General features: G+C 69.8%; 25 protein-coding genes and 1 pseudogene. 16 read left to right on the top strand and 10 right to left on the bottom strand.

Annotated features, from left to right (window positions below):
• Nucleotides 1-10 precede the first annotated feature (10 nt).
• From ACQEVY_RS41320 to ACQEVY_RS41280, 9 genes are all read left to right on the top strand, one after another.
• Nucleotides 11-856 carry a fumarylacetoacetate hydrolase family protein gene (locus ACQEVY_RS41320; protein ID WP_359438134.1) on the top strand — a complete coding sequence of 282 codons (846 nt, stop codon included), beginning with the start codon at nt 11-13 and terminating at the stop codon, nt 854-856.
• Nucleotides 857-904: 48 nt separating this feature from the next.
• A complete protein-coding gene (locus tag ACQEVY_RS41315; protein WP_069757842.1) occupies nt 905-1,507 on the top strand; it encodes a TetR/AcrR family transcriptional regulator in 603 nt (200 codons plus the stop codon).
• A gap of 227 nt (nt 1,508-1,734) precedes the next feature.
• Complete coding sequence (locus ACQEVY_RS41310; RefSeq protein WP_386350774.1) at nt 1,735-2,931, top strand: cytochrome P450; 1,197 nt, start codon at nt 1,735-1,737, stop codon at nt 2,929-2,931.
• Nucleotides 2,932-2,972: 41 nt separating this feature from the next.
• Nucleotides 2,973-3,185 (top strand): ferredoxin, encoded by a 213-nt coding sequence (locus tag ACQEVY_RS41305; RefSeq protein WP_069757840.1) that lies wholly within the window; start codon nt 2,973-2,975, stop codon nt 3,183-3,185.
• Nucleotides 3,186-3,373: 188 nt separating this feature from the next.
• The gene (locus ACQEVY_RS41300; protein WP_432955754.1) at nt 3,374-4,297 is read left to right on the top strand and encodes a TIGR03619 family F420-dependent LLM class oxidoreductase; all 924 of its coding nucleotides are present in this window, start codon (nt 3,374-3,376) and stop codon (nt 4,295-4,297) included.
• A gap of 169 nt (nt 4,298-4,466) precedes the next feature.
• Entirely contained in the window at nt 4,467-5,924 is a 1,458-nt protein-coding gene (locus ACQEVY_RS41295) for an APC family permease (protein WP_386350778.1), read from the top strand.
• A gap of 116 nt (nt 5,925-6,040) precedes the next feature.
• Nucleotides 6,041-7,531 carry an aldehyde dehydrogenase gene (locus tag ACQEVY_RS41290; RefSeq protein WP_432955745.1) on the top strand — a complete coding sequence of 497 codons (1,491 nt, stop codon included), beginning with the start codon at nt 6,041-6,043 and terminating at the stop codon, nt 7,529-7,531.
• Nucleotides 7,528-8,250 carry a gamma-glutamyl-gamma-aminobutyrate hydrolase family protein gene (locus ACQEVY_RS41285; RefSeq protein ID WP_432955744.1) on the top strand — a complete coding sequence of 241 codons (723 nt, stop codon included), beginning with the start codon at nt 7,528-7,530 and terminating at the stop codon, nt 8,248-8,250. Before ACQEVY_RS41290 ends, ACQEVY_RS41285 begins: the two co-directional genes overlap by 4 nt.
• 7 nt (nt 8,251-8,257) lie before the next feature.
• On the top strand, nt 8,258-9,163 hold the full coding sequence (locus tag ACQEVY_RS41280) for a hypothetical protein (protein WP_432955743.1): 906 nt from the start codon (nt 8,258-8,260) through the stop codon (nt 9,161-9,163).
• Between the two features lie 79 nt (nt 9,164-9,242).
• Here ACQEVY_RS41280 and ACQEVY_RS41275 read toward each other — a convergent pair whose 3' ends face one another.
• From ACQEVY_RS41275 to ACQEVY_RS41265, 3 genes are read right to left on the bottom strand one after another with little or no spacing between them, the layout of a single operon-like run.
• The gene (locus ACQEVY_RS41275; RefSeq protein ID WP_386350788.1) at nt 9,243-10,091 is read right to left on the bottom strand and encodes a bifunctional methylenetetrahydrofolate dehydrogenase/methenyltetrahydrofolate cyclohydrolase; all 849 of its coding nucleotides are present in this window, start codon (nt 10,089-10,091) and stop codon (nt 9,243-9,245) included.
• 26 nt (nt 10,092-10,117) lie between these two features.
• A complete protein-coding gene (gene purU, locus ACQEVY_RS41270; RefSeq protein ID WP_266529768.1) occupies nt 10,118-10,963 on the bottom strand; it encodes a formyltetrahydrofolate deformylase in 846 nt (281 codons plus the stop codon).
• A gap of 18 nt (nt 10,964-10,981) precedes the next feature.
• A complete protein-coding gene (locus tag ACQEVY_RS41265) occupies nt 10,982-12,103 on the bottom strand; it encodes an aminomethyltransferase family protein (protein ID WP_432955741.1) in 1,122 nt (373 codons plus the stop codon).
• A gap of 110 nt (nt 12,104-12,213) precedes the next feature.
• Here ACQEVY_RS41265 and ACQEVY_RS41260 point away from each other — a divergent pair, with 110 nt between their 5' ends.
• Together ACQEVY_RS41260 and ACQEVY_RS41255 are read left to right on the top strand one after the other, a co-directional pair.
• On the top strand, nt 12,214-12,897 hold the full coding sequence (locus ACQEVY_RS41260) for a TetR/AcrR family transcriptional regulator (protein WP_432955739.1): 684 nt from the start codon (nt 12,214-12,216) through the stop codon (nt 12,895-12,897).
• Complete coding sequence (locus ACQEVY_RS41255; protein WP_432955737.1) at nt 12,872-15,301, top strand: SpoIIE family protein phosphatase; 2,430 nt, start codon at nt 12,872-12,874, stop codon at nt 15,299-15,301. Before ACQEVY_RS41260 ends, ACQEVY_RS41255 begins: the two co-directional genes overlap by 26 nt.
• A 72-nt stretch (nt 15,302-15,373) precedes the next feature.
• On the opposite strand, the gene ACQEVY_RS41250 is transcribed toward ACQEVY_RS41255, so the two are convergent.
• The 7 genes from ACQEVY_RS41250 to ACQEVY_RS41220 form a co-directional block, all read right to left on the bottom strand.
• A complete protein-coding gene (locus ACQEVY_RS41250; RefSeq protein WP_069757829.1) occupies nt 15,374-15,946 on the bottom strand; it encodes a MarR family winged helix-turn-helix transcriptional regulator in 573 nt (190 codons plus the stop codon).
• 230 nt (nt 15,947-16,176) lie between these two features.
• Nucleotides 16,177-16,419 carry a hypothetical protein gene (locus ACQEVY_RS41245; RefSeq protein WP_241267588.1) on the bottom strand — a complete coding sequence of 81 codons (243 nt, stop codon included), beginning with the start codon at nt 16,417-16,419 and terminating at the stop codon, nt 16,177-16,179.
• Nucleotides 16,416-16,931, bottom strand: a complete 516-nt coding sequence (locus tag ACQEVY_RS41240) for a hypothetical protein (protein ID WP_432955735.1) — start codon at nt 16,929-16,931, stop codon at nt 16,416-16,418. The genes ACQEVY_RS41245 and ACQEVY_RS41240 overlap by 4 nt, the downstream gene beginning before the upstream one ends.
• Before the next feature lie 68 nt (nt 16,932-16,999).
• Nucleotides 17,000-17,143, bottom strand: coding sequence for a hypothetical protein (locus ACQEVY_RS41235; protein ID WP_165269958.1), 144 nt, complete (start codon nt 17,141-17,143; stop codon nt 17,000-17,002).
• A gap of 195 nt (nt 17,144-17,338) precedes the next feature.
• The gene (locus tag ACQEVY_RS41230; protein WP_165269960.1) at nt 17,339-17,731 is read right to left on the bottom strand and encodes an SDR family NAD(P)-dependent oxidoreductase; all 393 of its coding nucleotides are present in this window, start codon (nt 17,729-17,731) and stop codon (nt 17,339-17,341) included.
• Between the two features lie 111 nt (nt 17,732-17,842).
• Nucleotides 17,843-19,360 carry an MFS transporter gene (locus ACQEVY_RS41225; protein ID WP_432955733.1) on the bottom strand — a complete coding sequence of 506 codons (1,518 nt, stop codon included), beginning with the start codon at nt 19,358-19,360 and terminating at the stop codon, nt 17,843-17,845.
• Nucleotides 19,361-19,658: 298 nt separating this feature from the next.
• Nucleotides 19,659-20,117, bottom strand: coding sequence for a hypothetical protein (locus ACQEVY_RS41220; RefSeq protein WP_432955731.1), 459 nt, complete (start codon nt 20,115-20,117; stop codon nt 19,659-19,661).
• Between the two features lie 176 nt (nt 20,118-20,293).
• On the opposite strand from ACQEVY_RS41220, the gene ACQEVY_RS41215 reads away from it, so the two are divergent.
• From ACQEVY_RS41215 to ACQEVY_RS41195, 5 genes and pseudogenes are all read left to right on the top strand, one after another.
• Nucleotides 20,294-20,941 carry a TetR/AcrR family transcriptional regulator gene (locus ACQEVY_RS41215; protein ID WP_266928367.1) on the top strand — a complete coding sequence of 216 codons (648 nt, stop codon included), beginning with the start codon at nt 20,294-20,296 and terminating at the stop codon, nt 20,939-20,941.
• A 104-nt stretch (nt 20,942-21,045) separates the two neighbouring features.
• Complete coding sequence (locus ACQEVY_RS41210) at nt 21,046-21,213, top strand: ferredoxin (RefSeq protein ID WP_229878594.1); 168 nt, start codon at nt 21,046-21,048, stop codon at nt 21,211-21,213.
• A 225-nt stretch (nt 21,214-21,438) separates the two neighbouring features.
• A complete protein-coding gene (locus tag ACQEVY_RS41205) occupies nt 21,439-21,576 on the top strand; it encodes a hypothetical protein (protein WP_159049609.1) in 138 nt (45 codons plus the stop codon).
• A 23-nt stretch (nt 21,577-21,599) separates the two neighbouring features.
• Entirely contained in the window at nt 21,600-21,791 is a 192-nt protein-coding gene (locus tag ACQEVY_RS41200) for a ferredoxin (RefSeq protein WP_386350822.1), read from the top strand.
• A 237-nt stretch (nt 21,792-22,028) separates the two neighbouring features.
• Nucleotides 22,029-22,514: pseudogene (locus tag ACQEVY_RS41195) on the top strand (acetyl-CoA C-acyltransferase); the annotation flags it as partial.
• Between the last annotated feature and the right edge of the window lie 36 nt (nt 22,515-22,550).

Here is a 22,550-nt window from a genome sequence, read left to right as displayed (position 1 = left end):
GAGTACTGCCATGCCCGAATACCGCCGCATCCTCCTCGACGGCGCCGCCGTCCAGGTCACCGTCGACGGTGACGAACTCGTCGCCGCGGACGGCCGCCGCGTCAAGACCGAGGACGCCCAGCACCTCCCCCCGGTCGTCCCCTCCAAGGTCATCGCGGTCCATCTCAACCACCGCAGCCGTGTCGACGAGTTCGATATCGACCTCCCCGACACGCCCACCTACTTCCACAAGCCGACCTCGGCCCTCAACTCCCACCAGGGCGCGATCGTCCGCCCCGAGGGCTGCAAGTGGCTCAACTACGAGGGCGAGGTGGCCATCGTCATCGGAAAGACCGCGCGGAACATCTCCCCGGCCGAAGCGGGCGAGTACATCGCCGGATACACCGTGGCCAACGACTACGGCCTGCACGACTTCCGCGACACCGACGCCGGCTCCATGCTCCGGGTCAAGGGCTCCGACACGCTGTGCCCGCTCGGCCCCGGCCTGGTCACCGACTGGAACTTCAACGGCAAGAGCCTGCGCACCTACGTCAATGGAAAGGTGGTCCAGGACGGTTCGACCGACGAGATGAAGTGGGACATGCACTATCTCGTCGCCGACATCGCCCGCACCATCACCCTGTACCCCGGCGACGTCCTGCTGTCCGGCACCCCCGCCAACTCCCGCCCCGTACAGCCGGGCGACATCGTCGAGGTCGAGGTCGAGGGCCTGGGCCGCCTCACCAACCACATCGTCACCGGCCCCACCTCCATCCGCACCGACGTCGGCGCCCAGCCCACCGAATCGGAGGAGGTGCTGTCCACCGCGCTCGGTGGCGACTGGGAGTTCCGCGGCATCCGTCCGCCGAAGCGATGACGCCCCTGGGCGGTCTGCCGGTCGCGACGCGCGGGTAGGGTCGCGTTCATGAGCGATTCCTCCGAGAAGCCCCCCGCCAGGCCCCGCAAGCGCGTGGACTACGGGACCGGCCGTGAGGCCCTGCTCAATGCGGCCGTGCGCGTGGTGGCCCGGGGAGGGCTGCGGAAGCTCACCTATCGTGCCGTCGCGGAGGAGGCGGGTGTCACGCACGGGCTCGTGGTGCACCACTTCGGTTCGCGGGACGCACTGATCGAGGCAGCCCTCGAACACGCGGTACGCACCAGCGCGCGCACGAGCTCCCTGGAACCCGGCACGGGCGACATCGCGGACTTCGCGGCGGGACTGGCGGACATGGTCACCCGCGAGCCGGCCATGCAGATGTTCCAGTACGAGCTCATGCTCGAGTCCCGGCGCAGGCCCGAGCTGCTGCCGCAGATCCGCGCGCTGTACGAGGAGTACTTCGAGGCCACGGAGAGGGAGCTGTCCCGCAGCCTGCCCGACGGCACCAGCCCTGCCCTGACCCGGCTCGTCTTCGCCGCTCTGGAGGGTCTCGTACTGCACCAGCTGGTCCTCGACGAGCCGGACGTCACCGAGGCCGCGCTGAAGGAGCTGCGGTCACTGCTGACCCGGCAGCGTGAAGGCGCAGAGTAGCCGCCATGTCGTAACCCCTGCCGTAACAGCAGGTCAGGACGAGTCCCCGTCGCCAGCGGCGGGGACTCGCCTGTTTCCGGCGGCGTAAAGAGTTGATTACGTGCGCGCGAAGCATTGACGAAATTATCCGTGTGGATAATTCTCGGTGGTGCAGGGCCCACTGGTCGCCCTCCTCTTCTCCTCCCCAGTTCCCTCCGCCTCGCGCCCGATACGAGGAGCGTCACGACATGACCGTCACCACGGCCGGACCCGCGTCCGCCATCGAGGATCTGCTGCCCTTCCGTGACCCCGGCTTCCGTGCGGACCCGTACCCGTACTACGCGCGGCTGCGGCAGGAGCACCCTGTCTACAGGCATCCGGTCGGCCTGTACGTCGTCTCCCGCTACGAGGACGTCGCCCGGCTGATCCGCAACCCCACCCTGAGCGCGCAACAGCTCGACTTCGGGCCGGCCACCCCGATCCACCACACCATGCTCGGCAAGGACGCCCCCGACCACACGAGGCTGCGGCGGATCACCAACCGCTGGTTCACACCCAAGGCGGTCGAGGAGTGGTCCAAGGTGATGCGTGCCGCCGTGGAGGCTGTGCTCGACGAGGTGGAGAAGGGTGACGGCACCCTGGACGCGGCCGACGGCCTCTCCCTGAAGTGCACCTTCGACACCACCTGTCACATCTTCGGCATCGAGCCGACCGAGATGGACACCATCCAGCGCAAGACCTACGAGATCGGGCTGAGCCTCGGCCCCGGCTGCAACGACGACGAGGCCCGCGCCACCACAGAGGCGTTCGCCTGGTACGCCGAGCACATCCGCCGGCTCGTGGCCGACAAACGAGCCCATCCCGGCGAGGGCCTGATCGACGCCTTCATCGCCGCGCAGGACGAGGGCAGGATGACCGAGGAGGAGGTCGTCTACACCATCCTGCTGTTCTTCGCCGTGGGCCACCTCGACGTCAAGCACCTGATCAACCACGGCATCTGGCTGATGACGCAGCAGCCCGGGCTGTTCACCGCCTACCGGGACGAGCCGGAGGCACGACCGGGCATCATCAACGAGATCCTGCGGATCGACACGCCCGAGTCGATGGTGGTGCGCCTGACCACGCAGGACACGGCCATCGGCGACACCACGGTACCGGCCGGAGAGGCGCTGGCCCTGCTCATCGCCTCGGCCAACCGCGACCCGGAGGTCTTCGCCGACCCCGACACCTTCGACCACACCCGGCCGGTCGCCGCCGGCCAGCACCTGGCCTTCGGCTCCGGCATGCACGGCTGCGCCGGCCAGATCCTGGCCCGCTCCGAGGCCGACATCGTCTTCAGCTCGATCGTCAACCGTTTCTCCGGTGTCGAGCTGGCCGGTGAACCCGCCTACGCCCACACCGAGTTCCTGCGCACGATCACCCGCCTCCCCGTCCGTTTCCTCTGATCCCCCGACCTCTCCGAGAACCGAGAAAGACAGGAGCCGTCATGAAGGTCGAAGTCGACCTCAAGAAGTGCCAGGACCACGGCCAGTGCGTGTACGCGGCCCCCGGTCTGTTCGCGCTGGACGACGACGGACGCCTGTCCCTGCGGTCGAGGGCGACCGACGTCTACGTGGCCGACGTGGACGAGGACAGCGCCGAGGAACTGCACGAGGCCGCCGAGGTATGTCCGCTCCAGGCCATCACGGTGCACGAGTAGACGGAAACGCGGCATGTCACCGATGGCGCCGGGCCACCGGAGAACGGCCCCGGCGACAGCGGTCCGGCCGTGGGCCCGCCACAGGAGTACGCGGCGGGCATCCCTGCCGTCATCCAGCCGCACGCAGCCTCGACGCAATCCCCACGAGTGAAGGACATCCACCCGTGCCCGCACCCACCCCTCCCCGCATGCTGCTCGTCCTGAGCGAGAACTGGACGCTGACCGGCGGCCGGGCGGACCTGCCCACCGCCGTACGGTGGGCCCGCGAGGCCGAGGACGCCGGCTTCGACGCGGTCATGGTCAGCGAACACATCGTGCTCGGACCGGACGCCGGGGCCGCCGGTGTCATGGGAAACCCCCGCGACTACGCCCTCCCGGGCAACCAGGACCCCTACACCCCCTGGCCGAACTCCCTGCTCCTGCTCGCCTCCATCGCCTCCGTCACCTCCCGCCTCCGGCTGGCCGCCGCGGCCGTCCTCGCACCGCTGCGCCATCCCCTGCTGCTCGCCCGCGAACTCGGCACCCTGGACCTGCTCAGCGAGGGCCGCCTCGTGGTGCAGCCCACGGTGAGCTGGAGCAGGGACGAGTACGCGGCCCTGGGCGTGCCGTTCGGAAAGCGCGGGCGGCTGCTGGACGAGCACCTTCAGATCTGGGCGAAGGCCTGGGGACCGTCCCCGGTCTCCCACGACGGCGAGCACTATCCCTTCCAGGACGTCTACTTCGAGCCCAAGGCGTGCCGTCCTGACGGCCCGCGGCTGTGGTTCGGAGGACAGGGCATGCACGGCCCGCTGCTGCGGCGGCTGGTGCGGTACGGGCACGGCTTCCACCCGCTCGGACGGCCCACACCCGAAGACATGCGGCAGCTCGGGGACGCCATGGCCGGAGCAGGACGCGACATCGCCGACCTGGAGATGATCGGCGGCACCCAGGCCGTGTTCCCCGACGACCGCTCACCGGCCGACCTCGGCACCGGCCTTGCCTCCATTCCCGAGCAGCTGGAGCTCGGCTTCACCACCTTCTGCATCAAGCCGAACCAGTTCATCGACGACCCCAACGGCATCGGAACCTTCTGCCGGGACGTCATGCGGCGCGTGGAGAGGGTGACCGCGTAATCCGTCGCACGTGCCGCGAGTCCCCCGGTTTCCACCGTGTAAGAACTCCGCCGCCGCGCAAAGGATCTCCCCACACCCCTTGTCAAACGGATAGTTCCGGCCCACCATGGGGCAACTCGTTTGGCCCAAAACAAACTCCGCCCCTCCCCGTCCCCGGCAGGTGATTCGAGTGGACAGTCAGACCGCGGTCGTCACGCAGACTGCTGATGATGCATCCATGGCAGGCAGACTCAAGCCCAACTCTCTCGGTGTCCTCGGCATCCTCTTCTTCGTTCTCTCCGCCCAGGCGCCACTGACCGGCATCGCCGGCGCTGTGCCGATCGCCATCGCCATCGGCAACGGTGCAGGCGCTCCGGCCGCCTATCTCGCGGCCGGCGTCATCGTCCTGCTGTTCTCGGTCGGCTTCGTGGCCATGGGCCGCCACGTCGTGGACGCCGGCGCCTTCTACACCTACATCGGCAAGGGACTCGGCCGCTCGGCCGGCTCCGGCAGTGCTGCGGTCGCGCTCTTCTCCTACTGTGCCGTGCAGGCCTGCATGTACGGGTTGTACGGAAGCATCATGAGCGGCCTTGTCGAGCACCACACCGGTGCCCACGTGGCGTGGTGGGTCTGGGCCCTGGTCACCATGGTGATCGTCCAGGTGCTCGGCGCCTCGGGCATCGAGATGGGCGCGAAGATCCTCGCTGTCTTCGTGTTGGCGGAGTTCAGCGTCCTGATCGTCTTCGCCCTCGTGACGCTCTTCCAGGGCGGCGGCCCCGAGGGGCTCGGCCTCACGGACAGCTTCTCGCCGTCCGTCGCGCTCCAGGGTGCTCCCGGCGTGGCGCTGATGTTCGCCGTGGCGTCGATGTTCGGCTTCGAGGCCACCGCTATCTACGGCGAGGAGGCCCGTGAACCTCGCAAGACCGTTCCCCGGGCCACCTACCTGTCCGTCGTGGTGATCACCGGCTTCTTCGCCTTCACCTCGTGGATGCTCATCTCCGCGCACGGTGCGTCCCAGGCCGCGGCCGATGCGGGCAAGGCCCTGGAGAGCGGTGACGCCGCGGCCTTCGTCTTCGCGCCGATCGCCGCCCAGTTCGGCGGCTGGGTCAACGACGTGCTGCCGATCCTGCTGGCCACGTCCCTGTTCGCCGGCCTCCTGGCCTTCCACAACTCCGCCAACCGCTACCTGTTCTCTCTCGGCCGTGAAGGGCTCCTGCCGCAGGGCCTGACCGCCATCAACCGGCGTCACTCGCCCTGGGTGGCGGGCACCGTGCAGACCGTGATAGCGGTGCTGCTCGTGGTGCCCTTCGCGGTCCTGGGCAAGGACCCGGTGCTGACCCTCTTCTCCTGGTTCAGCGGAGTCGCCGTCCTGGGCATCATGCTGCTGTACTTCCTGACCTCGGTCTCGGTCATCGTGTACTTCCGCCGCTCCGGCGCCGACACCCGCCCCTGGAACACCCTGATCGCCCCCGTACTGGGCGCGCTCGGCATCGCGGGTGCCATCTGGCTCATCATCGCCAACTTCACGACGCTCATCGGCGGCGACCGGACCACGGCCCTATGGCTCCAGGCCACCGTTCCGGTGGTACTGATCCTCGGCGTCGTCGCCGCCCGGCTGACGCGGCCCAGGGCAGAGACCAGCGACTGAACACCGCGATCCTCACCGATACGGCCGGAGCCCGCGCCCCGGCCGTATCGGGCCTTTGTCGAACGCGTGAGTCGTCTGTCATCGGATGACATGGATGAAACGGAGATGGAGAACGCGTGCTGAACGCCACCCATGAAGAACTGCTGCGCCGCGCCAAGGAACTCGACCTGCCCACGCAGCACCACATCGACGGCAAGGACGAAGCCGGTGACGGTGCATCGTTCGCCGTGATCTCCCCTCGCGACGGCCAGAGTCTGGTCCAGGTCGCCGACGCGCGGGAGGCGGAGGTCGATCTCGCCGTCGCGGCGGCGCGCCGCGCCTTCGACACAGGGCCGTGGCCGCAGCTGGCGCCCGCCGAGCGCGGCCGGGTCCTGCTGCGGATCGCCGAACTGCTGGAAGAGCGGCGCGAGGAACTGGCACTGACCGTGAGCCTGGAGATGGGCAAACCGATCACGGACGCGTACGCCATCGAGCTGCGCGCCGCGATCAACACCTTCCGCTGGTACGGGCAGCTCGCCGACAAACTCACCGACGAGTCTCCCCACACCGCACCGGACTCGCTCGCTCTGGTCACCCGGGAGCCGACAGGTGTCGTCGGCGCCGTCGTGCCGTGGAACTTCCCGCTCACGTTGGCGAGTTGGAAAGTCGCTCCCGCGCTCGCCGCCGGCTGCACGGTCGTCCTGAAGCCGTCGGAGTCCTCTCCGCTGTCCGCCCTCCTGCTCGGCCGCGTCGCCACCGACGCCGGACTGCCGCCGGGCGTCCTCAACGTCGTCACCGGTGACGGGCCGGTGGCCGGCCGGGCGCTCGGCCTCCACCCCGACGTCGACGTCCTGGCCTTCACCGGCTCCACCGCCGTCGGCCGCCACTTCCTGCGCTACGCCGCCGACTCCAACCTCAAGCGCGTCTGGCTCGAACTCGGCGGCAAGTCACCGAACATCGTGCTGCCCGACGCCCCGGACCTGGAGAAGGCGGCGGCAACCGCGGCCTGGGGCATCTTCTTCAACCAGGGCGAGATGTGCACTGCGCCCTCCCGGCTGCTGGTCCACTCGTCCATCGCCGAACAGGTCACGGAGGCCGTCGTGGCGAGGGCGCGCGAGCTGCGGGTGGGCGACCCGCTCGATCCGGCCACCGAGATGGGCGCACTGGTCGGCGACAGCCACCTCGGCAGGGTCCTGGAGCATGTCGCCTCCGGCCTGGACGAGGGTGCCAGGCTGCGTGTGGGCGGGGGCCGGGCCCTGGCCGAGACCGGCGGCAGCTACCTGCGGCCCACCGTGTTCGACCGGGTCGACCCCGGCATGCGGCTGGCCCGCGAAGAGATCTTCGGCCCCGTCCTGTCCGTCCTCGCCTTCGACGACGTGGACGAGGCGGTACGGCTGGCCAACGCCACCGAGTACGGCCTCGCCGCGGGGCTGTGGACCTCCGACCTGTCCACCGCCCACCAGGTCTCCCGCGCACTGAAGGCCGGCACGGTCTGGGTCAACTGCTACGAGGAGGGCGACCTGACCGTCCCCTTCGGCGGCATGAAGCAGTCGGGCAACGGCCGCGACAAGTCCGCGCACGCCATGGAGAAGTACACCGAGCTGAAGACCACCTGGATCCAGCTGTGACCCGTACGCACACGCGACCCCTGATCGCGATTCCGGCCCGGTTCGCCGCCACCACGTCCGCGCTGCGCTACGCCGCCGAGGTGAACGCCCGCGCGCTGGTCGAGGCCGTGTGGCGGGCTGGGGGCGAGCCGGTGAGCATCCACCCCGCCGACCCGGCCGGAGCCGACGTGGCCGAGCGGCTCGCCCGCTTCGACGGCGTGTTGCTCCCGGGCGGCGGAGACCTGGCCCCGTACCGCTACGGAGCCGCCGGCACCCATGGCAGCGTCTACGACGTCGACGACCTCCAGGACGTGTTCGACCTCGAAGTCGCCCGGCGGGCCCTGGACTCGGTCCTGCCCATGCTCGCGATCTGCCGTGGGCTGCAGGTGGTGAACGTCGCCCTCGGCGGCAGCCTGGAACAGGACATGGGCGGCGCGGACCGCGAACACCGGCACATCGTGCACCCGGTCGCGATCCAGCGCGGCACCCTGCTCGAACGGGCCACCGGCGCAGAGAAGACGGAGGCTTCCTGCTACCACCACCAGCGCGTCGACCGCGTCGGTGCCGGGCTCAAGGTCATCGCGCGGGCCGCCGACGGCACGGTGGAGGGGCTCGAACTGCCTGGACACCCGGGGTGGTTCATTGCGGTGCAGTGGCACCCCGAGGACACCGCGGACCAGGACCCGGTCCAGCAGGGCCTGTTCGACGCGCTGGTCCAGGCCGCCCACGACAGACACTGAAAAAGACATGGCTCTCTTCGGCCACAAACGACAGGCACCCCGCCTCGCCCCCGAACTCGACGACGTTGTGCTGGGCCGGGTGCTGAAAGGCATCGCCGCTGCCCGCGGCCCCGGACCGCAGGACCTCGCCATCGCCCAGGTGGAGCGGCTCCTGCGGGCCACCGGTGACGACTGGGACCGCCGCTGCCACCGTGTCGGCGTCCTCGCGCAGGCCGCACCCGCGCTGGCCCGGGGCTGGCGCGAACGCCGGCCCCGCGACCCGGATGCCCTGCTGCTGGCCACCTGGGCTGAACTGGCGACCGATCCGCGTGGAGCCATGGCGCTCTGCCGCGTCGCCGCCGATGCCCGCCCGGCCGATCCGACCCCGTGGGTGGGTGCGCTGGTGGCGCTGCGGCTTCTGAAGCGGCCGAGCTCCGAACTCTCGGTCGTCTGGCACGAGATACACGCGCGTGATCCATGGCACCGGGAGGCGCACCTGCAGATCCTGGGCTACCTCTCCCCGGAGGAGCAGGGCAGCCAGGCCGCGCTGCGGGACTTCCTCGACGACGCCATCGCGGTCATGCCGTGGGACGCGCCGACGGCATGCCTGCCCCTGACCGCGGCTGTGCGCCAGCACCACCGCGAAAGGAGCAGTGGAGGAATCCAGGCGCTGGGCGTGAGCCAGTACTGGTCGCAGCCGCACACCGCACGGCTGCTGGACCAGGGCATGGCCCACTGGCCGCAACCTGGTCACCTGCGTCACGCGGCCGCCGTCGCGGACCTGGGAATGCTCGCTTACGCCCTGATCCGGGCGGGCCGCAGCGGCGGTGCCGGCCCGGTCTTCTCTGCGGTCGGCGGACTGGTGATGCCTTGGCCGTGGAGCTATGAGGGGGACCCGGTGGAGTGTTACACCGACTACTCCGGTCGCGTGTAGGCGTGCGTGAGGCTCTCCAGCCGCACGCAACGGCGTGGGGGCAGGGCCTTGCGGTCCAGCCCCCACCCCCTACGCGAGGTCAGCCGAGCTCCGCCGCCTCGACGATGTTGGTCAGCAGCATGGCACGGGTCATCGGTCCCACTCCGCCGACCGGCGGTGCGAGGGAGCCCGCGACCTGGTCGACGTCGGGGTGGACGTCGCCGAGGATGCCCTCGACGGTCCGGGTGATGCCCACGGACAGGACGGTGGCGCCCGGCTTGATCCAGTCGGGCTTGACCAGATGGGCCACGCCGGCCGCGGCCACCACCACGTCGGCGACGCGAGTGTGGGCAGCGGTGTCCTGGGTGGCCTCGTGGCACAGGGTCACCGTGGCGTGCTCGGTGCTGCGGGTGAGCATCAGGCCGAGCGGGCGGCCCACGGTGATACCGCAGCCGATGACGCAGAACTGTTGTCCGGTGATGGGCACGCGGTTGCGCCGCAGCAGGTCGATGATGCCGCGCGGGGTGCAGGGCAGCGGCCCCGGTATGCCCAGCACGAGTCGGCCCAGGTTGGCGGGGTGGAGTCCGTCGGCGTCCTTGACCGGGTCGATGAGCTCCAGCACGGCGTGGGTGTCGATGTGGGCCGGCAGCGGCAGCTGGACGATGAAGCCGGTGCAGGCCGGATCGGCGTTGAGCTTGAGCACGGCGGACTCGACCTCGGCGTGAGTCGCCGTGGCGGGCAGCTCCACCCGGATCGACGCGATGCCGACCTGGGCGCAGTCGCGGTGTTTGCCGCCGACGTAGGAGCGGCTGGCCGGGTCGTCGCCGACTAGGATGGTGCCCAGCCCGGGGGCGATGCCCCGGCTCTTCAGCGCCTTCACCCGCTCGGCGAGTTCACGTTTGGTCTCGGCTGCCGCGGCCTTCCCGTCGAGCAGCGTCGCGGTGGTCATGTCACATAAGCCTCTCGGTGCGGCTGTCAGGAGAAGACGACGGTGCGGGAGCCGGTGAGGACGACGCGGTCCTCCGCGTGCAGCCGGACCGCGCGGGCCAGCACGATCCGCTCGACGTCCCGGCCGATCGCGACCAGTTCGGGCGCGGTGTGGCGGTGCCCGACGCGGACGACGTCCTGCTCGATGATCGGGCCCTCGTCCAGGTCGGCGGTGACGAGGTGGGCGGTGGCGCCGATGAGTTTGACGCCCCGCTCGTGGGCCTGGTGGTAGGGCTTGGCGCCCTTGAAGCCTGGCAGGAACGAGTGATGGATGTTGATGATCCGGCCGGACAGCTTGCCGCACAGGTCGTCGGAGAGGACCTGCATGTAACGGGCGAGCACCACGAAGTCGACCCGGTGCTCGGCCACCAGCCGCAGCAGCTCGGCCTCCGCTTCGGGCTTGGTGTCGCGGGTGACGGGGACGTGGACGAAGGGGATGCCGTACCGCTTCGCGACCGGCGCCAGGTCGGGGTGGTTGGAGACGATCAGCGGGATGTCGACGGGCAGTTCACCCAAACCCCAGCGGTAGAGCAGGTCGACCAGGCAGTGGTCGAACTTCGACACCATCAGCAGCACCCGGCGGCGCTGCTCCTCGGGCCGGACGGTCAGAACCGGGTCGAAACGGGCCAGCCGCAGGGTGAGTTCGTCCCGCAGGCTCTCGGTGTCGGCGTCGGGTGTCTCCAGGCTCACACGGATGGTGAAGATGCCGGTGCCGGGATCGGAGAACTGGGCGCTCTCCAGGATGTTGCCCTTGGCCTCCGCGACGCCCGCGGCGAGTGCGTGGACGATGCCCGGCTGGTCGGGGCAGCGGAGCGTGAGAATGTAGCGTTGCACGTCGGGATCTCCGTCGGGTCAGGCCCGCACGCGGGCGCGCTCGGGGTCGTACACGGGTGTGGGCCTGACCGTGGCGTCGGCCGTCGAGCCGTCGGCGGCGACGGCGGTCAGCGCGGTGCCGGACTTCACGGCGTCGCGGTGCACCCGGGCCAGACCGAGGGTGGCGCCGTCGAGGACGGGGGAGGGCAGCGCCATCGTCACGTAGCCGATGTCACGGCCTTCCAGTTCCAGCCGGGCGCCCTCGGCGGTATCCGGCGCGGTATCCACGACGACACTGACGACGCGGCCGGTCACGCTGTCCTTTTTGGCCAGCAGCGCGTCCCGGCCCTGGAAGGGGCCCTTGTCGAAGTCCAGCGCCCAGCCCATCCGGCACTCGAACGGGGTGACCGTGTGGTCGTACTCCAGCTCCCCCATGATCATCCCGGCCTCGGTGCGGCAGGTCAGCAGGGCGATCGCGCCGAAGGCCTTGATCCCCAGATCCGTGCCCGCCTCGAAGACCGCGTCCCACAGCGCGAGCGCCTGCTCCCGCGGGACCTGGATCTCGTAGCCGAGCTCGGCGGTGAAACCGAGTCGGCTCACCTGTGCGGGGATGCCCGCGACGAGGGCGTCGCGCAGGAAGGTGTAGTAGGGGAAGGCGGCACCTGACACGTCGACGTGGGTGAGGCGCTGGAGGACGTCGCGGCTGCGCGGGCCCTGCAGGGTCAGGACGGCGGACTCGTCGCGGCGTTCGGTGACCGTGGTCCCGGCGGGTGCGTGAGCGGCCAGCGACTGCAGGGTGGCGGGGTTGCCGCCGGTGACGACGACGTGGTCGGGCGCGAGGACGGCCACGGTCACGTCGTCCAGCATCATCCCGTCGGCGTCGACCACGACCCCGTAGGCGATGCGTCCGGCGCCCAGCCCCTTGACGCCGCGCGAGAAGACGGCGTCGACGGTGGCGACGGCATTCTCACCTTCGACATGCCACTTGTAGAGCATCGAGTACTCGGAGGCCCCGACGGCGGTGCGGATGGCCTCGTACTCCTCGGCCGGATCACCGATGGCCAGCGGTACGGCGTTGCCGTAGACGTCGATCCACTCCTCGACCCGGTCCGCGTAGCGGGGAGCGAACGGCGTGGTGCTCAATCCTTCGGGGATGGCCATGGGGACTCCAGTGGATAGAGGGCGTGCGCTGCAGCGAGAATCTATCCACCTGGATAACTTGTCAATAGGATAGATTGAGTTTCGGGGACGGCAGACAGAAGGAGGGGCGAGTGAACGCCGCGGCAGAGACAGACGGCGAGACCGGCCAGGACACCCGGCCCGGTTACGGCGAAGGGCGGGAGGCGCTCCTGGAAGCGGCCGTCAGGGTGGTGGCCCGGGGCGGCCTGCGGAAGCTGACCTACCGTGCCGTCGCCGCCGAAGCCGGCGTCACGCACGGGCTGGTCGCCCACCACTTCGGTTCGCGCGACGTCCTCCTCGAAGAGGCGCTGCGGTGGTGCGTCACACGCAGCATCGAGACGTCCTCGCTGGTGCCCGCCAGCGGAAGACTGGAGGACTTCGCCGCGACCCTGGCCGACTTCATCGCGGCCGACCCCGACGTCCAGGCGTTCCAGTACGAACTGAAGCTCGAAGCGAGCAGGCGGCCGGAGCTGCGGCACCACGTAGACGTGCTCTACGACGCATACCGCGACGCCGTCCGCGAGGCACTGGCCTGCTTCGACGTGTCGCAGGACATGGCGGAGATCGTCTTCGCGGCCCTGGACGGCCTGGTATTCCACCAGGTCACGTCCGGCGCACCAGGCCGCACCGAGGAGAGTGTCGACGCCCTGCGCCGACTTCTCGCGGCCTATCGCGCGCAGGCGTCACCGGGGGCGTCCGACGGTACATTGAATGAGCCGAAGCTCTCCTGCACCAACCTCAGGAGCGGCGATGACGAGCATTTTCACAGGGCATGACCAGGGAGTCCGGCCGCACGGCACGCCTTCCTCGGGCATGCCGACGCCGGGCGGCGCGACCGCAGTGCTGGACCGGCACCTGCGGTTCACCGGGTGGAGCAGGGAAGCCGAGGAGCTGTTCGGTCTGGCGTCCGAGGAGGTCCTCGGCCGGTCCGCCGACGCGGTCCTGGCCGATACCGAAACGGGAGCCGGCATCTCCTCAGCCGCTGGTGACGGTGGTACGGCATGGTCGCTCGGCCCCCGGCCGGTCCGCCGGGGTGACGGCCGCCCGGTGCCCGTGTCCTTGTCTCTCACCCCGCTCGCCCTCGGGGTGGGCGCGACCGGGTGGCTGCTGGTGGCAGTGGATTCCGAGCTGGCGCACTGGGAGGCCCTCGGCCGGGCCATGCTTGACGGACTCGACCGGGAATCGCCCGTCCAGCTGGTGATCTACGACACGGACGCCCGGGTGCGCTGGGTCAACGCCGCGATCGAGAAGCAGTTCGGAATCTCGCTCAAGGAGGTAGCCGGAAGGTTCCTGAAGGACATTCTGCCGCAGGGCGAGGTGCTGGAGGAGGCTGACCGGCCGGTCATAAGTGTCGAGGAAATTGTCCAGCGCGTGGCCCGCACCGGCTCACCCGTGGTCGACGTGCGGTACCGGAGCGCCACTTTCCTGGCCCCCCATCATGAACGCGTCTGGTCGTGCTCCTACTTCCGGCTTCAGGACGAGGAAGGCCGACCGATCGGAGTCTGTGAGGCCGGCCTCGACATCACCGACCGCTATGTGGCACGGCAGCGTCTCGCTCTGCTCAGCCGGGCGAGCGGCAGTATCGGAAGAACCCTGGACATCCGGCATACGGCCGGCGAACTGGCGGAACTCGTGGTCCCCGAATTCGCCGAGGCCGTCATCGTGGACATCTTCGAACCCGTCCTGGGCGGGGAGGAACCACGACACGGCAGCACCCACCCCACTCTCTGCCGGGTAGCTCAGCGCACCGATCACGCCGCGGCCAAGGACACCGCGTACGACGAACTGGACACCGTCAGCCTGCGGTGCCTGGCCGAGAACGCGCCGGCTACCGACGCGGCCACCCACGTGCTCGCCCTTCCCCTCAAGGCCCGCGGCACCACCCTGGGCGTGGCGGCCTTCGCGCGCCCCCAACACGCCGACCCCTTCGAGCATGAGGAGATCCAGCTCGCCGAAGAACTTGTCTCGCGCACCGCGGTCTGCCTGGACAACGCCCGCCGCTACACCCGAGAACATACGACCGCACTCATGCTCCAGCGTGATCTTCTCCCTCGCGCCCTGCCCGAACAACCGGGCGTGGAAGTCGCCCACCGCTATCTGCCCGCGGCCGGACACGCCGGCGTCGGCGGGGACTGGTACGACGTCATCCCCCTCTCCGGGGCACGCGTCGGGCTGGTGGTGGGGGATGTCGCCGGACACGGCATGGGCGCGGCCGCCACCATGGGCCGGGTGCGCACCACCGTCGCGGCGCTGGCGGCGCTCGACCTCGCGCCGGACGAACTGCTCGCCCGTCTCGACGACCTCGTGGCGCGGACCGGTATTCCGACTTCCGGTGCCGCCGAGGCCGAGGCCGAGGACCAGGCACTGGGCGTCACCTGCCTGTACGCGATCTACGATCCGGTCTCCCGGCACTGCGTCATGGCCCGGGCAGGCCACCTGCCGCCCGTACTCGTCACCCCCGACGGGCACACCGAGCTTGTTGACCTTCCCGCCGGACCGCCCCTCGGCCTGGGCGGCCTGCCGTTCGAATGCGCCGACATCGAGCTGCAGGAAGGCGCCATGCTCGCTCTGTACACCGACGGACTCGTGGAAAACCGTCAGACAGACATCGACGCAGGGATCCGATCTCTCTGCACCGCACTCTCCGGGCCCGGGAACGGCCAACTGGACAGGATCTGCGACAGGGTCATCACCAGGCTCCTGCCCCAAGCCCCCGAGGACGACGCCGCACTGCTGCTGCTCCGCGTCCACGCCCTGGCCGAGAGTCTGGTGGCGACGTGGGACATGGCCTGCGACGCCGCAGAAGTGGCAAGAGCCCGGTCGCTGGCCCTCGACCAGCTGGCCGCGTGGGGAGTCGACGAAGCCGCGTCGTTCGTCGTCGAGCTCGTCGTCAGCGAGCTGGTCACCAACGCGATCCGCTATGGCAACGCTCCGGTGTGTCTGCGGCTGATCCAGGAGCGCGGCCTCATCGTCGAGGTCTCCGACGGCGGCCACACCTCGCCCCACCTTCGGCGGGCGGCGATGGAAGACGAGGGCGGCCGAGGTCTGTTCCTGGTCGCGCAACTGACACAACGCTGGGGAACCCGGTACACGTCAACAGGCAAGACCATCTGGACCGAGGTGCCGCTGTCGCCTGCCAAACTGCCGGGAACCTTCCCGGGCGAGCGATTCGAGCTGTGACTGGGGCTACTGGCCGGTCGGTTCTCCGTCCGCGCACCCCCTATGGGAGCGGTGGTCCGGGACTGTGTGGGCTCACGCCTTGCGGCGGCGGCCGCTACGACGTGGCGCGGGGGCCGCACCGCCCAGGAGAGCCTGGCGGCGTGTCTCACCGTTCTCCTCCACCTGCAGCACCACCTGACGCAGCCCGGCAGCGACGATGCCGCACTGCTCATCGCTGAGCTGCCCCGTGACGAAGGCTTCCTCCTCGTTGAACGCCGGAAAGACGCGCCGCATCAGCTCCTCACCTTGATCAGTCAGGCTGAGCAGCACCAGCCTGCCGTCGGTGGGGTGATCGGCTCTCTGTACAAGCCCACGCCTTTCCAGCGTCCGGGCAACCCCCGTGAGCGTGCCCTTGGAGATCCCAGCCTCCTCGGCCACGTGCCGCGTTTCCGGCTCACCCCAGACCCAGATGACCCAGAGAACCACGAAGGCAGTCCACGTCAGGTCGACGCCCCGCAACACGGAATTCTCCAGGTGCTGCCGCACCGCCGAGGCGGCGCGATAGATGTTGGCGACGACGGCCATCTGGTCATGCCGTAGGGGGATACCGCCAAGCTTGGCCTCTGCCAGTTTCTCGGCTTCGGTGATGGAACGATGGCCGGGCACGGGCACACTCCCTTCGGGCCGCCTGTGAAGGCATGGGGCAACGCAATCGTTCGCGTCCAAATTGTATGGTGCCTGCCTCGTTGCCCTCGGCCGTATTCGCTCGGTTCGCGTGGCGCCATCAATCGCGCATCAGCAGGTCCAGAGCGGGCGGTGCGGTCTTGTCCGCGATCGTGGTGCACTCCTTACGTCGAAGGAGGCGTCGGGAGTGCTTACCCATGCGTTCGATGGTCTCAGGCCGCGATGGTGGTCGGACGGGCGGTGGCGAGATCCCGAGCCCTGGTACGTACGTCCTGCACCGCGGCGGTCTCGTACGGCCGGGCCGCCTCCAGCAGCATGTTGAGGCGGGAGGCCACGAGGGTGGAGTCGACGCGGGCCGCGTCGTCGAGCGCCTGGTGCGCCGCGGCGGCTCCCCGCTCCGCCTCGCCCTCGTCGAGCAGCGCGGCTGCGAGCCCGACGCGGTCCATGACCTTCACGCGGTCGAGCCGGGCTTGCGCAGCTTCAGGGCGTCCTCGAAATGGCCGCTCGCCACTCGGCGGCCGCGGTGGAGTCCGGCGAGGTCGCGGGCGGAGACCGCGCGGGCGCCGGCATGCTCGGCCGCGTCGAAGTAGCTCACCCACTCGGGGACGTCGTCGCCGAGTCCGTCCGCCAGGAGGCCGTCGGCGTCGCCGAGGTACCGGTCGGCCTCCCGCTCGTCGCCGAGGGCCGCGTGCACCCGGCCGGTCTGCGAGGCGACCAGCGCTCTCGTCGCGGGCAGGGTGGCCTTCTTCGCGGCGACGCCGAGGAGGCCGGGGGCGTCCTGCGGGTGGCCGAGGTAGATCATCTGGTGCGACATGCGGGTGACGATCTCCACCCCGCGGTCGCGCCGCCCCGTTTCCCCGGCCGCGTACGTGCCGTAACTCCAGAAGCGTTGGGCGATGGCGTACCGGCCGCAGTCGTGGCTGACCCACCCCGCGAGCGCCGCCAGGTCGGCGGTCGCCGCGAACACCCGGCCGCGCAGGGACGGCGGGACACCGTCCTGGATGCGGCGGGCGACCTCGGCGAGCGAGATACGGTCTATGACTGCGCCGTACCGTCACCGACGCCCTGCTCGACGAATCCGCCGTCCCGGTCGGCGCCGACGGTCTGGGCTGAACCGGCGGGCGGCGGGTCGTACGGCCCGTAGGGCGGGGCCGACGCGTTGCGCTGCGCAGCAGGCACGGTCTTCCGTTTGTGGTGATCAGCGAACTCGACACTCCATGATCACCGGAAGTCGTGCCGGCAGGCGTATCCTCCGACCGTCACGAACCGCCCACCATCGCCGACTTGGGATATCGAGCCCATACCGGCAGCTTCGGGCCGACCGCGAGAACGACGTCCGCCGCCCGTGGGCAGCGGACGGAGTGCCGGCGTGAGTCAGCCGGTGAAGACGGCCTCGGGTTGGTCGCGGCGCTCGTGCAGGTCCCAGTACAAGGGTGCGATCTGGTCGGGGGTGGCTGCGGGGATGCCTTCGGGGCCGTCGTCACCGATCCAGGTGCTGATCGCCACGTGCGCGGCGTACACGCCGCTCCCCGCCAGTTCGTTGTGCAGGTTGAGCACCCAGTTGCGCAGTGCTCCGGCCGCGGCGTTGACGTTGCCAAGCATGGGGACGGGGTTGATGGAGCCGCCGCCGGTGGTGAACAGCAGGGTCCCGGCTCCGGCCTCCCGCATGGCGGGCAATACGGCGCGGGCGGCGGTGACGGCGCCGTAGAAGTTGTACTCGATCTGCGGCTGCAGGTTTTCCACCGTGGACTCGCTCGGGGTGGCCATGGTGAGGCCGGGCACCAGCGCCCTCTGCTGTCGGGACCGAAGAAGGCCCGCCCCGGCTCCGGATGCGGAGGAGCCGGAGCGGACCATGGGCCCGCTCGGGAGGGGGCATTGTCAGTGTGCGATCACCGGTACCTGGGCTTCGAGTCCCTCGCCGGTGCTCGAATCGGCCTTCGGGCGGCCGACGTTGATGAGAGCCAGCGCTATCACGGCGGCGCCGGCCACGATGCCGACGGCGACCCAGGCGGCGTTGGCGTAGCCGTGCACCATGCCCTGGAGCTGGACCAGTTGCTGCTGGGGCTTCGTCGCGGCCGTGGCGATGTGGTCTGTGATGTACGAGGCCATGGCGGAGGCGGCGACGGTGTTCAGCAAGGCCGTGCCGATTGCGCCGCCCAGCTGCTGCGAGGTGTTGACCATGGCGGAGGCGGCACCGGCGTCGCGCGACTCCACCCCGTGCGTGGCCACGGACATGGCGGGCATGAACGCGGTACCCAGGCCGATGCCGACGATCAGTAGGGTCGGCAGGAGGAGACCGGCGTACGAGGAGCCGACCTCCAGTTGGGTCAGCAGGAACATGCCGGCCGCGGCGACCAGGCAGCCGGGACCGATCAGCAGCCGCGCCGGCACGCGGGGCGTCAGGCGGGTGCCGATCTGGGTCGCGCCGGTCATCGTGCCGACAACCAACGGCAGGAAGGCGAAGCCGGTCTTGATCGGCGAGTAGCCCTTGACGATCTGCAGGTAGTAGGTGAGGAAGAGGAACAGGCCGTAGATCGCGATGTTCGCGAGGCCGAACGAGAGGAAGGCGCCGCCGCGGTTGCGTTCGGTGACCACGCGCAGGGGCAGCAGCGGGGCCTTGACCTTGGCCTCGGTGATGACGAAGGCGAGCAGCAGGACCGCGGAGGCGACGAACAGGCCGAGGGTCGTGGAGTCTCTCCAGCCGTCGGACTCGGCGCGGGTGAAGCCGTAGACCAGCGCGACCAGGCCGAGGGCGGACAGGATCACTCCGGGGATGTCGAGCGGCGAGCGGTTGCGCCCGCCTTCCGGCTCGCTGATGACGAAGTACGCACCGGCTGCGGCGATCGCGGCGAATGGGATGTTCACGAAGAACGTCCAGCGCCAGTCCAGGTATTCGGTCAGGACGCCGCCGAGGATCAGGCCGACGGCGCCGCCGGCACCGGAGATCGCGCTGTAGACGCCGAACGCCCTGGCGCGCTCCTTGGCGTCGGTGAACGTCACGGAGAGCAGGGAGAGAGCGGCGGGGGCGAGGAGGGCGCCGAAGACGCCCTGCAGGGCACGGGAGCTGTACATCATCGCCTCGTTGGTGGCGGCGCCGCCCAGTGCGGAGGCCGCGCCGAAGCCCACCAGACCGATGACGAAGGCGCGCTTGCGGCCCCAGAGGTCGGCGATCCGGCCGCCGAACAGGAGGAGACCGCCGAAGGCGAGGGCGTAGGCGGTGATGACCCACTGGCGGTTGCCGTCCGAGATGCCCAGGTCCTGTTGAGCGGAGGGCAGGGCGATGTTCACGATGGTCGCGTCGAGGATGACCATCAGCTGGGCGATCGAGATGAATGCGAGGGCTCGCCAGCGGTTGGGGTCGGGAACGCTGGGTGCCTTGCGGGCTGTTTCGGACATAGGGGTGCCCCTTCGAAACTGGCAACGGAATTTCGGAACGCGGAAAAGCGGACAGGACTACGAAAGGTGAGGCTCGGCGGCCGGCGGTCCGATGGGCTGCAGTCTGTCGGGTAGGCCGCATGTCGGACAGGACCCTCAGAGAGCGCGGTGGCGTCCTCGGATCCGGCGGCGGACTGGGGGAAGGTCCACCGCCGGACCTGGGACCTCGCGCCGATCCCGTCCCCACGGATTCGGCGCGTCGGGACCGCCTCCGCTCAAGGCGGTCCCGGGCCAATCGGTTACTGCCGAGTCCCCCCGCTCAGCGGGGTGCGAGGGCAGCGGCAGGGCGAAACGCTCCACGAGGTCCACCGGCCCCTGTGACCGGGCTATCTCGTCCAGCAGCTGTCCCGTGATGCCAGGTGATGGTGGGACGCAACGCGTCGATCTTCTTGACCATGAACTCGCGGGTGAGCGTGCGCCGCATCGTGGTGTGGACGGGTGCGTCGACGTTGGCGAAGAAGCCGGGCGGCTGGGGCGGCTGATCCGGCTGCACGTCCGGGTAGCCGGGCTGTGAGGGGTCGCTGCTGAAGGCGGGGTGGCCGAGCACCGCACGGGCGTCCTCCCAGCGGGTCACCAGCCAGGCGCCGCGCCGGCCGTCCCAGATGGTGACGCGGCTGATCGGTGCCTCCTCACACAGGCGGGAGTAAGCGGGAGGCGGATCGAGGGGTGCGGTCCTCGGCCGGGCGAGGACGAATTCGGGCGTGGGGCCAGGGGGCACGAGGGCTCCTCTCATCGACCCAACGGCGTTAGGGTGACTAACGCCGTTAGGTGGTTGTCGAGGTGAGCCTAACGCCGTTAGGTGGTTTTGGCGAGTCCCGTTCCAGACGGGTGGCAAGCCGTGGATGGCCGATGATGAAAGCCCGGTCGCAACCGGCGGGGTACGGAGGAGGAAGCGTGGACTCGGCAGCCCAGAGGCGGCGTGTGCCCTACCGGCAGGGTGAAGGGGAGCGCCTCCGGCAGGACATCCTGGACACGGCGACCCGCATCCTGGAGGAGTCCGGTCGCGAGGACGCCCTGTCTCTGCGTGGCATCGCCCGCGAGCTGGGCATCGCCGCGCCCAGTATCTACCTGCACTTCAACGACAAGACCGACCTGGTGCGGACGGTGCTCGATGCCCGGTACGCCGCGCTGGCGTCGACCATGCGCGAGGCCGGAAGCGCGGCCGCCGAGGCCGGTGCCGACGCATGGGGTGTCCTGCGCGCCATCGTGGGCACCTACCGCGGGTTCGCCGTCGACAATCCCCGCCGCTATCGGCTCATGTTCAGCCTGGAGCAGCAGACTTCGGCGGAGGACCGGCGCGCCACCGGGCATCCGCTCGACCGGGTGCTGATCGCGTGGACCGATGCCGTTGACCAGTACCTCGCCGCAGCCTGTCCCGAGCAACGCGAGGAGGCCGACACGCTGGGGGTCCTGCTGTGGACCGGCCTGCACGGTCAGTTCGCCCTCTGGCACACCCTGCCGCATTCCTTTGTCGATGACGACACCATCCTGCGCGAGCTTGAGGAGGCGTTGATGAGGAGACTGCTGCCGCCGTCCGACTGACCGCCGGACGTTGGATGCGGCCATCCAGCGGCGCACGGTGCGCTGACCTGTTGACGCCGACTTTTCGACGGCCAAGGCCCTGGAGGCCAAGAGCGCCTAAGTGTGTGGCCTCGGGTCAGTGTGTCCTGATCGCTCCGGAGGTCTTCGACCAGCGGGACGAGGACGGCATGGCCGTCCTCCTCGGCGAGCACCCCGCGCCCGAACTCCACGACGGGGTACGCGAGTCCGCCGCCGTCTGCCCCGCCGCGGCCATCCGGCTGGAGGAGAAGTGACCGCACGTGTCGTGGTCGTCGGTGCCTCCGCGGGCGGACCGGCGACCGCCAGGGACCCGATCCGGAGCACCTCGGCCGGATCGGTCACGATTCCCGCCAGTCCTGTCAGTCGCACACCGCGCGGCAGGTCGTAGTGCCTGCCGTCCTCGACAACCCGGATGGTGCTTGACACGATCCCATCTATTTAATCTATATTAGATTGATGGGCGAGGGTGTCGTGTCGCGATGTGCACCCCGAATGGTTGGAACGCCGGTGACGCAGCCAAGGAGCACGCCGACGGCGGCACGACGGCCCGTGTCGAGATGACGAAGCCCGCCCTAGGGCGGATCGAGCAGCGGGACCCGGCCTGCACCCCCGCCTGACCGGACGGCATCCAGGAGCCACCATGAAGATCACCGTTGATCGGAACAAATGCACCGGGCTGGGCATCTGCGAGTCGTTGGCTCCCGAGGTGTTCGAGGTCAATGACGCGGGCGACCTCGTCCTGCTCACGGACGCGGTGCCCGACGGCTGCCTGGCGCAGGTCGAGGAAGCCATCGCCGGCTGCCCGACCGAGGCGCTGGGGCTGGAGCGGTGATGCGCCGCGAACACCGGGCGGTCGAGGGAGTCCCGTCGGCGGACCCGTGCGGGGTCGAGGCGCACACAAGGACGGTTTCAAGGGGCGGACCCCGCTCGTCGGAACCGAGCGGCAGCTGTCCTGCCTGCAATGTCCATCACCATTCGCATCGACTGAACAGTGAGCGTGTCGTCCGCCGACCGCGTTGTGCCGTCGCGGCAGCCGGAATACAGCACTGTGAGGAAGGACCGTCCGACCGTGACCACTGAAGCCTTCGTCTACGACGCGATCCGCACGCCGCGAGGCCGCGGCAAGAAGACAGGATCGCTGCACGCCACCAAGCCCGTGTCGCTGGTGGTCGGACTGATCGACGAGCTGCAGAAGCGGAACCCGGGTCTGGACCCTGAGCGGATCTCGGACATCGTGCTCGGTGTCGTCACTCCGGTCGGGGAGCAGGGCCAGGACATCGCGCGCACCGCCGCGCTGGTGGCGGGCCTGCCCGACAGCGTGGCCGGGGTACAGCTCAACAGGTTCTGCGCCTCCGGCCTGGAGGCGGTGAACACATCGGCTCAGAAGATCCGGTCGGGCTGGGACGAGCTGGTCATCGGCGGCGGGGTGGAGTCCATGTCGCGGGTACCGATGGGCTCGGACGGCGGCGCAATGGCAGCCGACCCGGCCACTGCCTACGACACCCGTTTCATTCCCCAGGGAGTGGCCGCCGACCTCCTCGCCACCATGGAGGGCTCGGGTGCCCAGGGCTGCAGTCACCGCGGGAGCCGG

This window comes from Streptomyces sp. CA-288835, assembly GCF_050936385.1.
Classification (GTDB): Bacteria; Actinomycetota; Actinomycetes; order Streptomycetales; family Streptomycetaceae; genus Streptomyces.
This window is presented reverse-complemented; position numbering and strand designations above follow the sequence as displayed.

Coding starts and splice junctions, on each gene's coding strand:
- ACQEVY_RS41225 (WP_432955733.1), bottom strand. CDS start 19,360: ATGTCCGAAACAGCCCGCAAGGCACCCAGCGTTCCCGACCCCAACCGC.
- ACQEVY_RS41305 (WP_069757840.1), top strand. CDS start 2,973: ATGAAGGTCGAAGTCGACCTCAAGAAGTGCCAGGACCACGGCCAGTGC.
- ACQEVY_RS41280 (WP_432955743.1), top strand. CDS start 8,258: ATGGCTCTCTTCGGCCACAAACGACAGGCACCCCGCCTCGCCCCCGAA.
- ACQEVY_RS41265 (WP_432955741.1), bottom strand. CDS start 12,103: ATGGCCATCCCCGAAGGATTGAGCACCACGCCGTTCGCTCCCCGCTAC.
- ACQEVY_RS41300 (WP_432955754.1), top strand. CDS start 3,374: ATGCTGCTCGTCCTGAGCGAGAACTGGACGCTGACCGGCGGCCGGGCG.
- ACQEVY_RS41310 (WP_386350774.1), top strand. CDS start 1,735: ATGACCGTCACCACGGCCGGACCCGCGTCCGCCATCGAGGATCTGCTG.
- ACQEVY_RS41275 (WP_386350788.1), bottom strand. CDS start 10,091: ATGACCACCGCGACGCTGCTCGACGGGAAGGCCGCGGCAGCCGAGACC.
- ACQEVY_RS41230 (WP_165269960.1), bottom strand. CDS start 17,731: ATGGCCACCCCGAGCGAGTCCACGGTGGAAAACCTGCAGCCGCAGATC.
- ACQEVY_RS41320 (WP_359438134.1), top strand. CDS start 11: ATGCCCGAATACCGCCGCATCCTCCTCGACGGCGCCGCCGTCCAGGTC.
- ACQEVY_RS41200 (WP_386350822.1), top strand. CDS start 21,600: ATGAAGATCACCGTTGATCGGAACAAATGCACCGGGCTGGGCATCTGC.
- ACQEVY_RS41315 (WP_069757842.1), top strand. CDS start 905: ATGAGCGATTCCTCCGAGAAGCCCCCCGCCAGGCCCCGCAAGCGCGTG.
- ACQEVY_RS41255 (WP_432955737.1), top strand. CDS start 12,872: ATGACGAGCATTTTCACAGGGCATGACCAGGGAGTCCGGCCGCACGGC.
- ACQEVY_RS41205 (WP_159049609.1), top strand. CDS start 21,439: ATGTGCACCCCGAATGGTTGGAACGCCGGTGACGCAGCCAAGGAGCAC.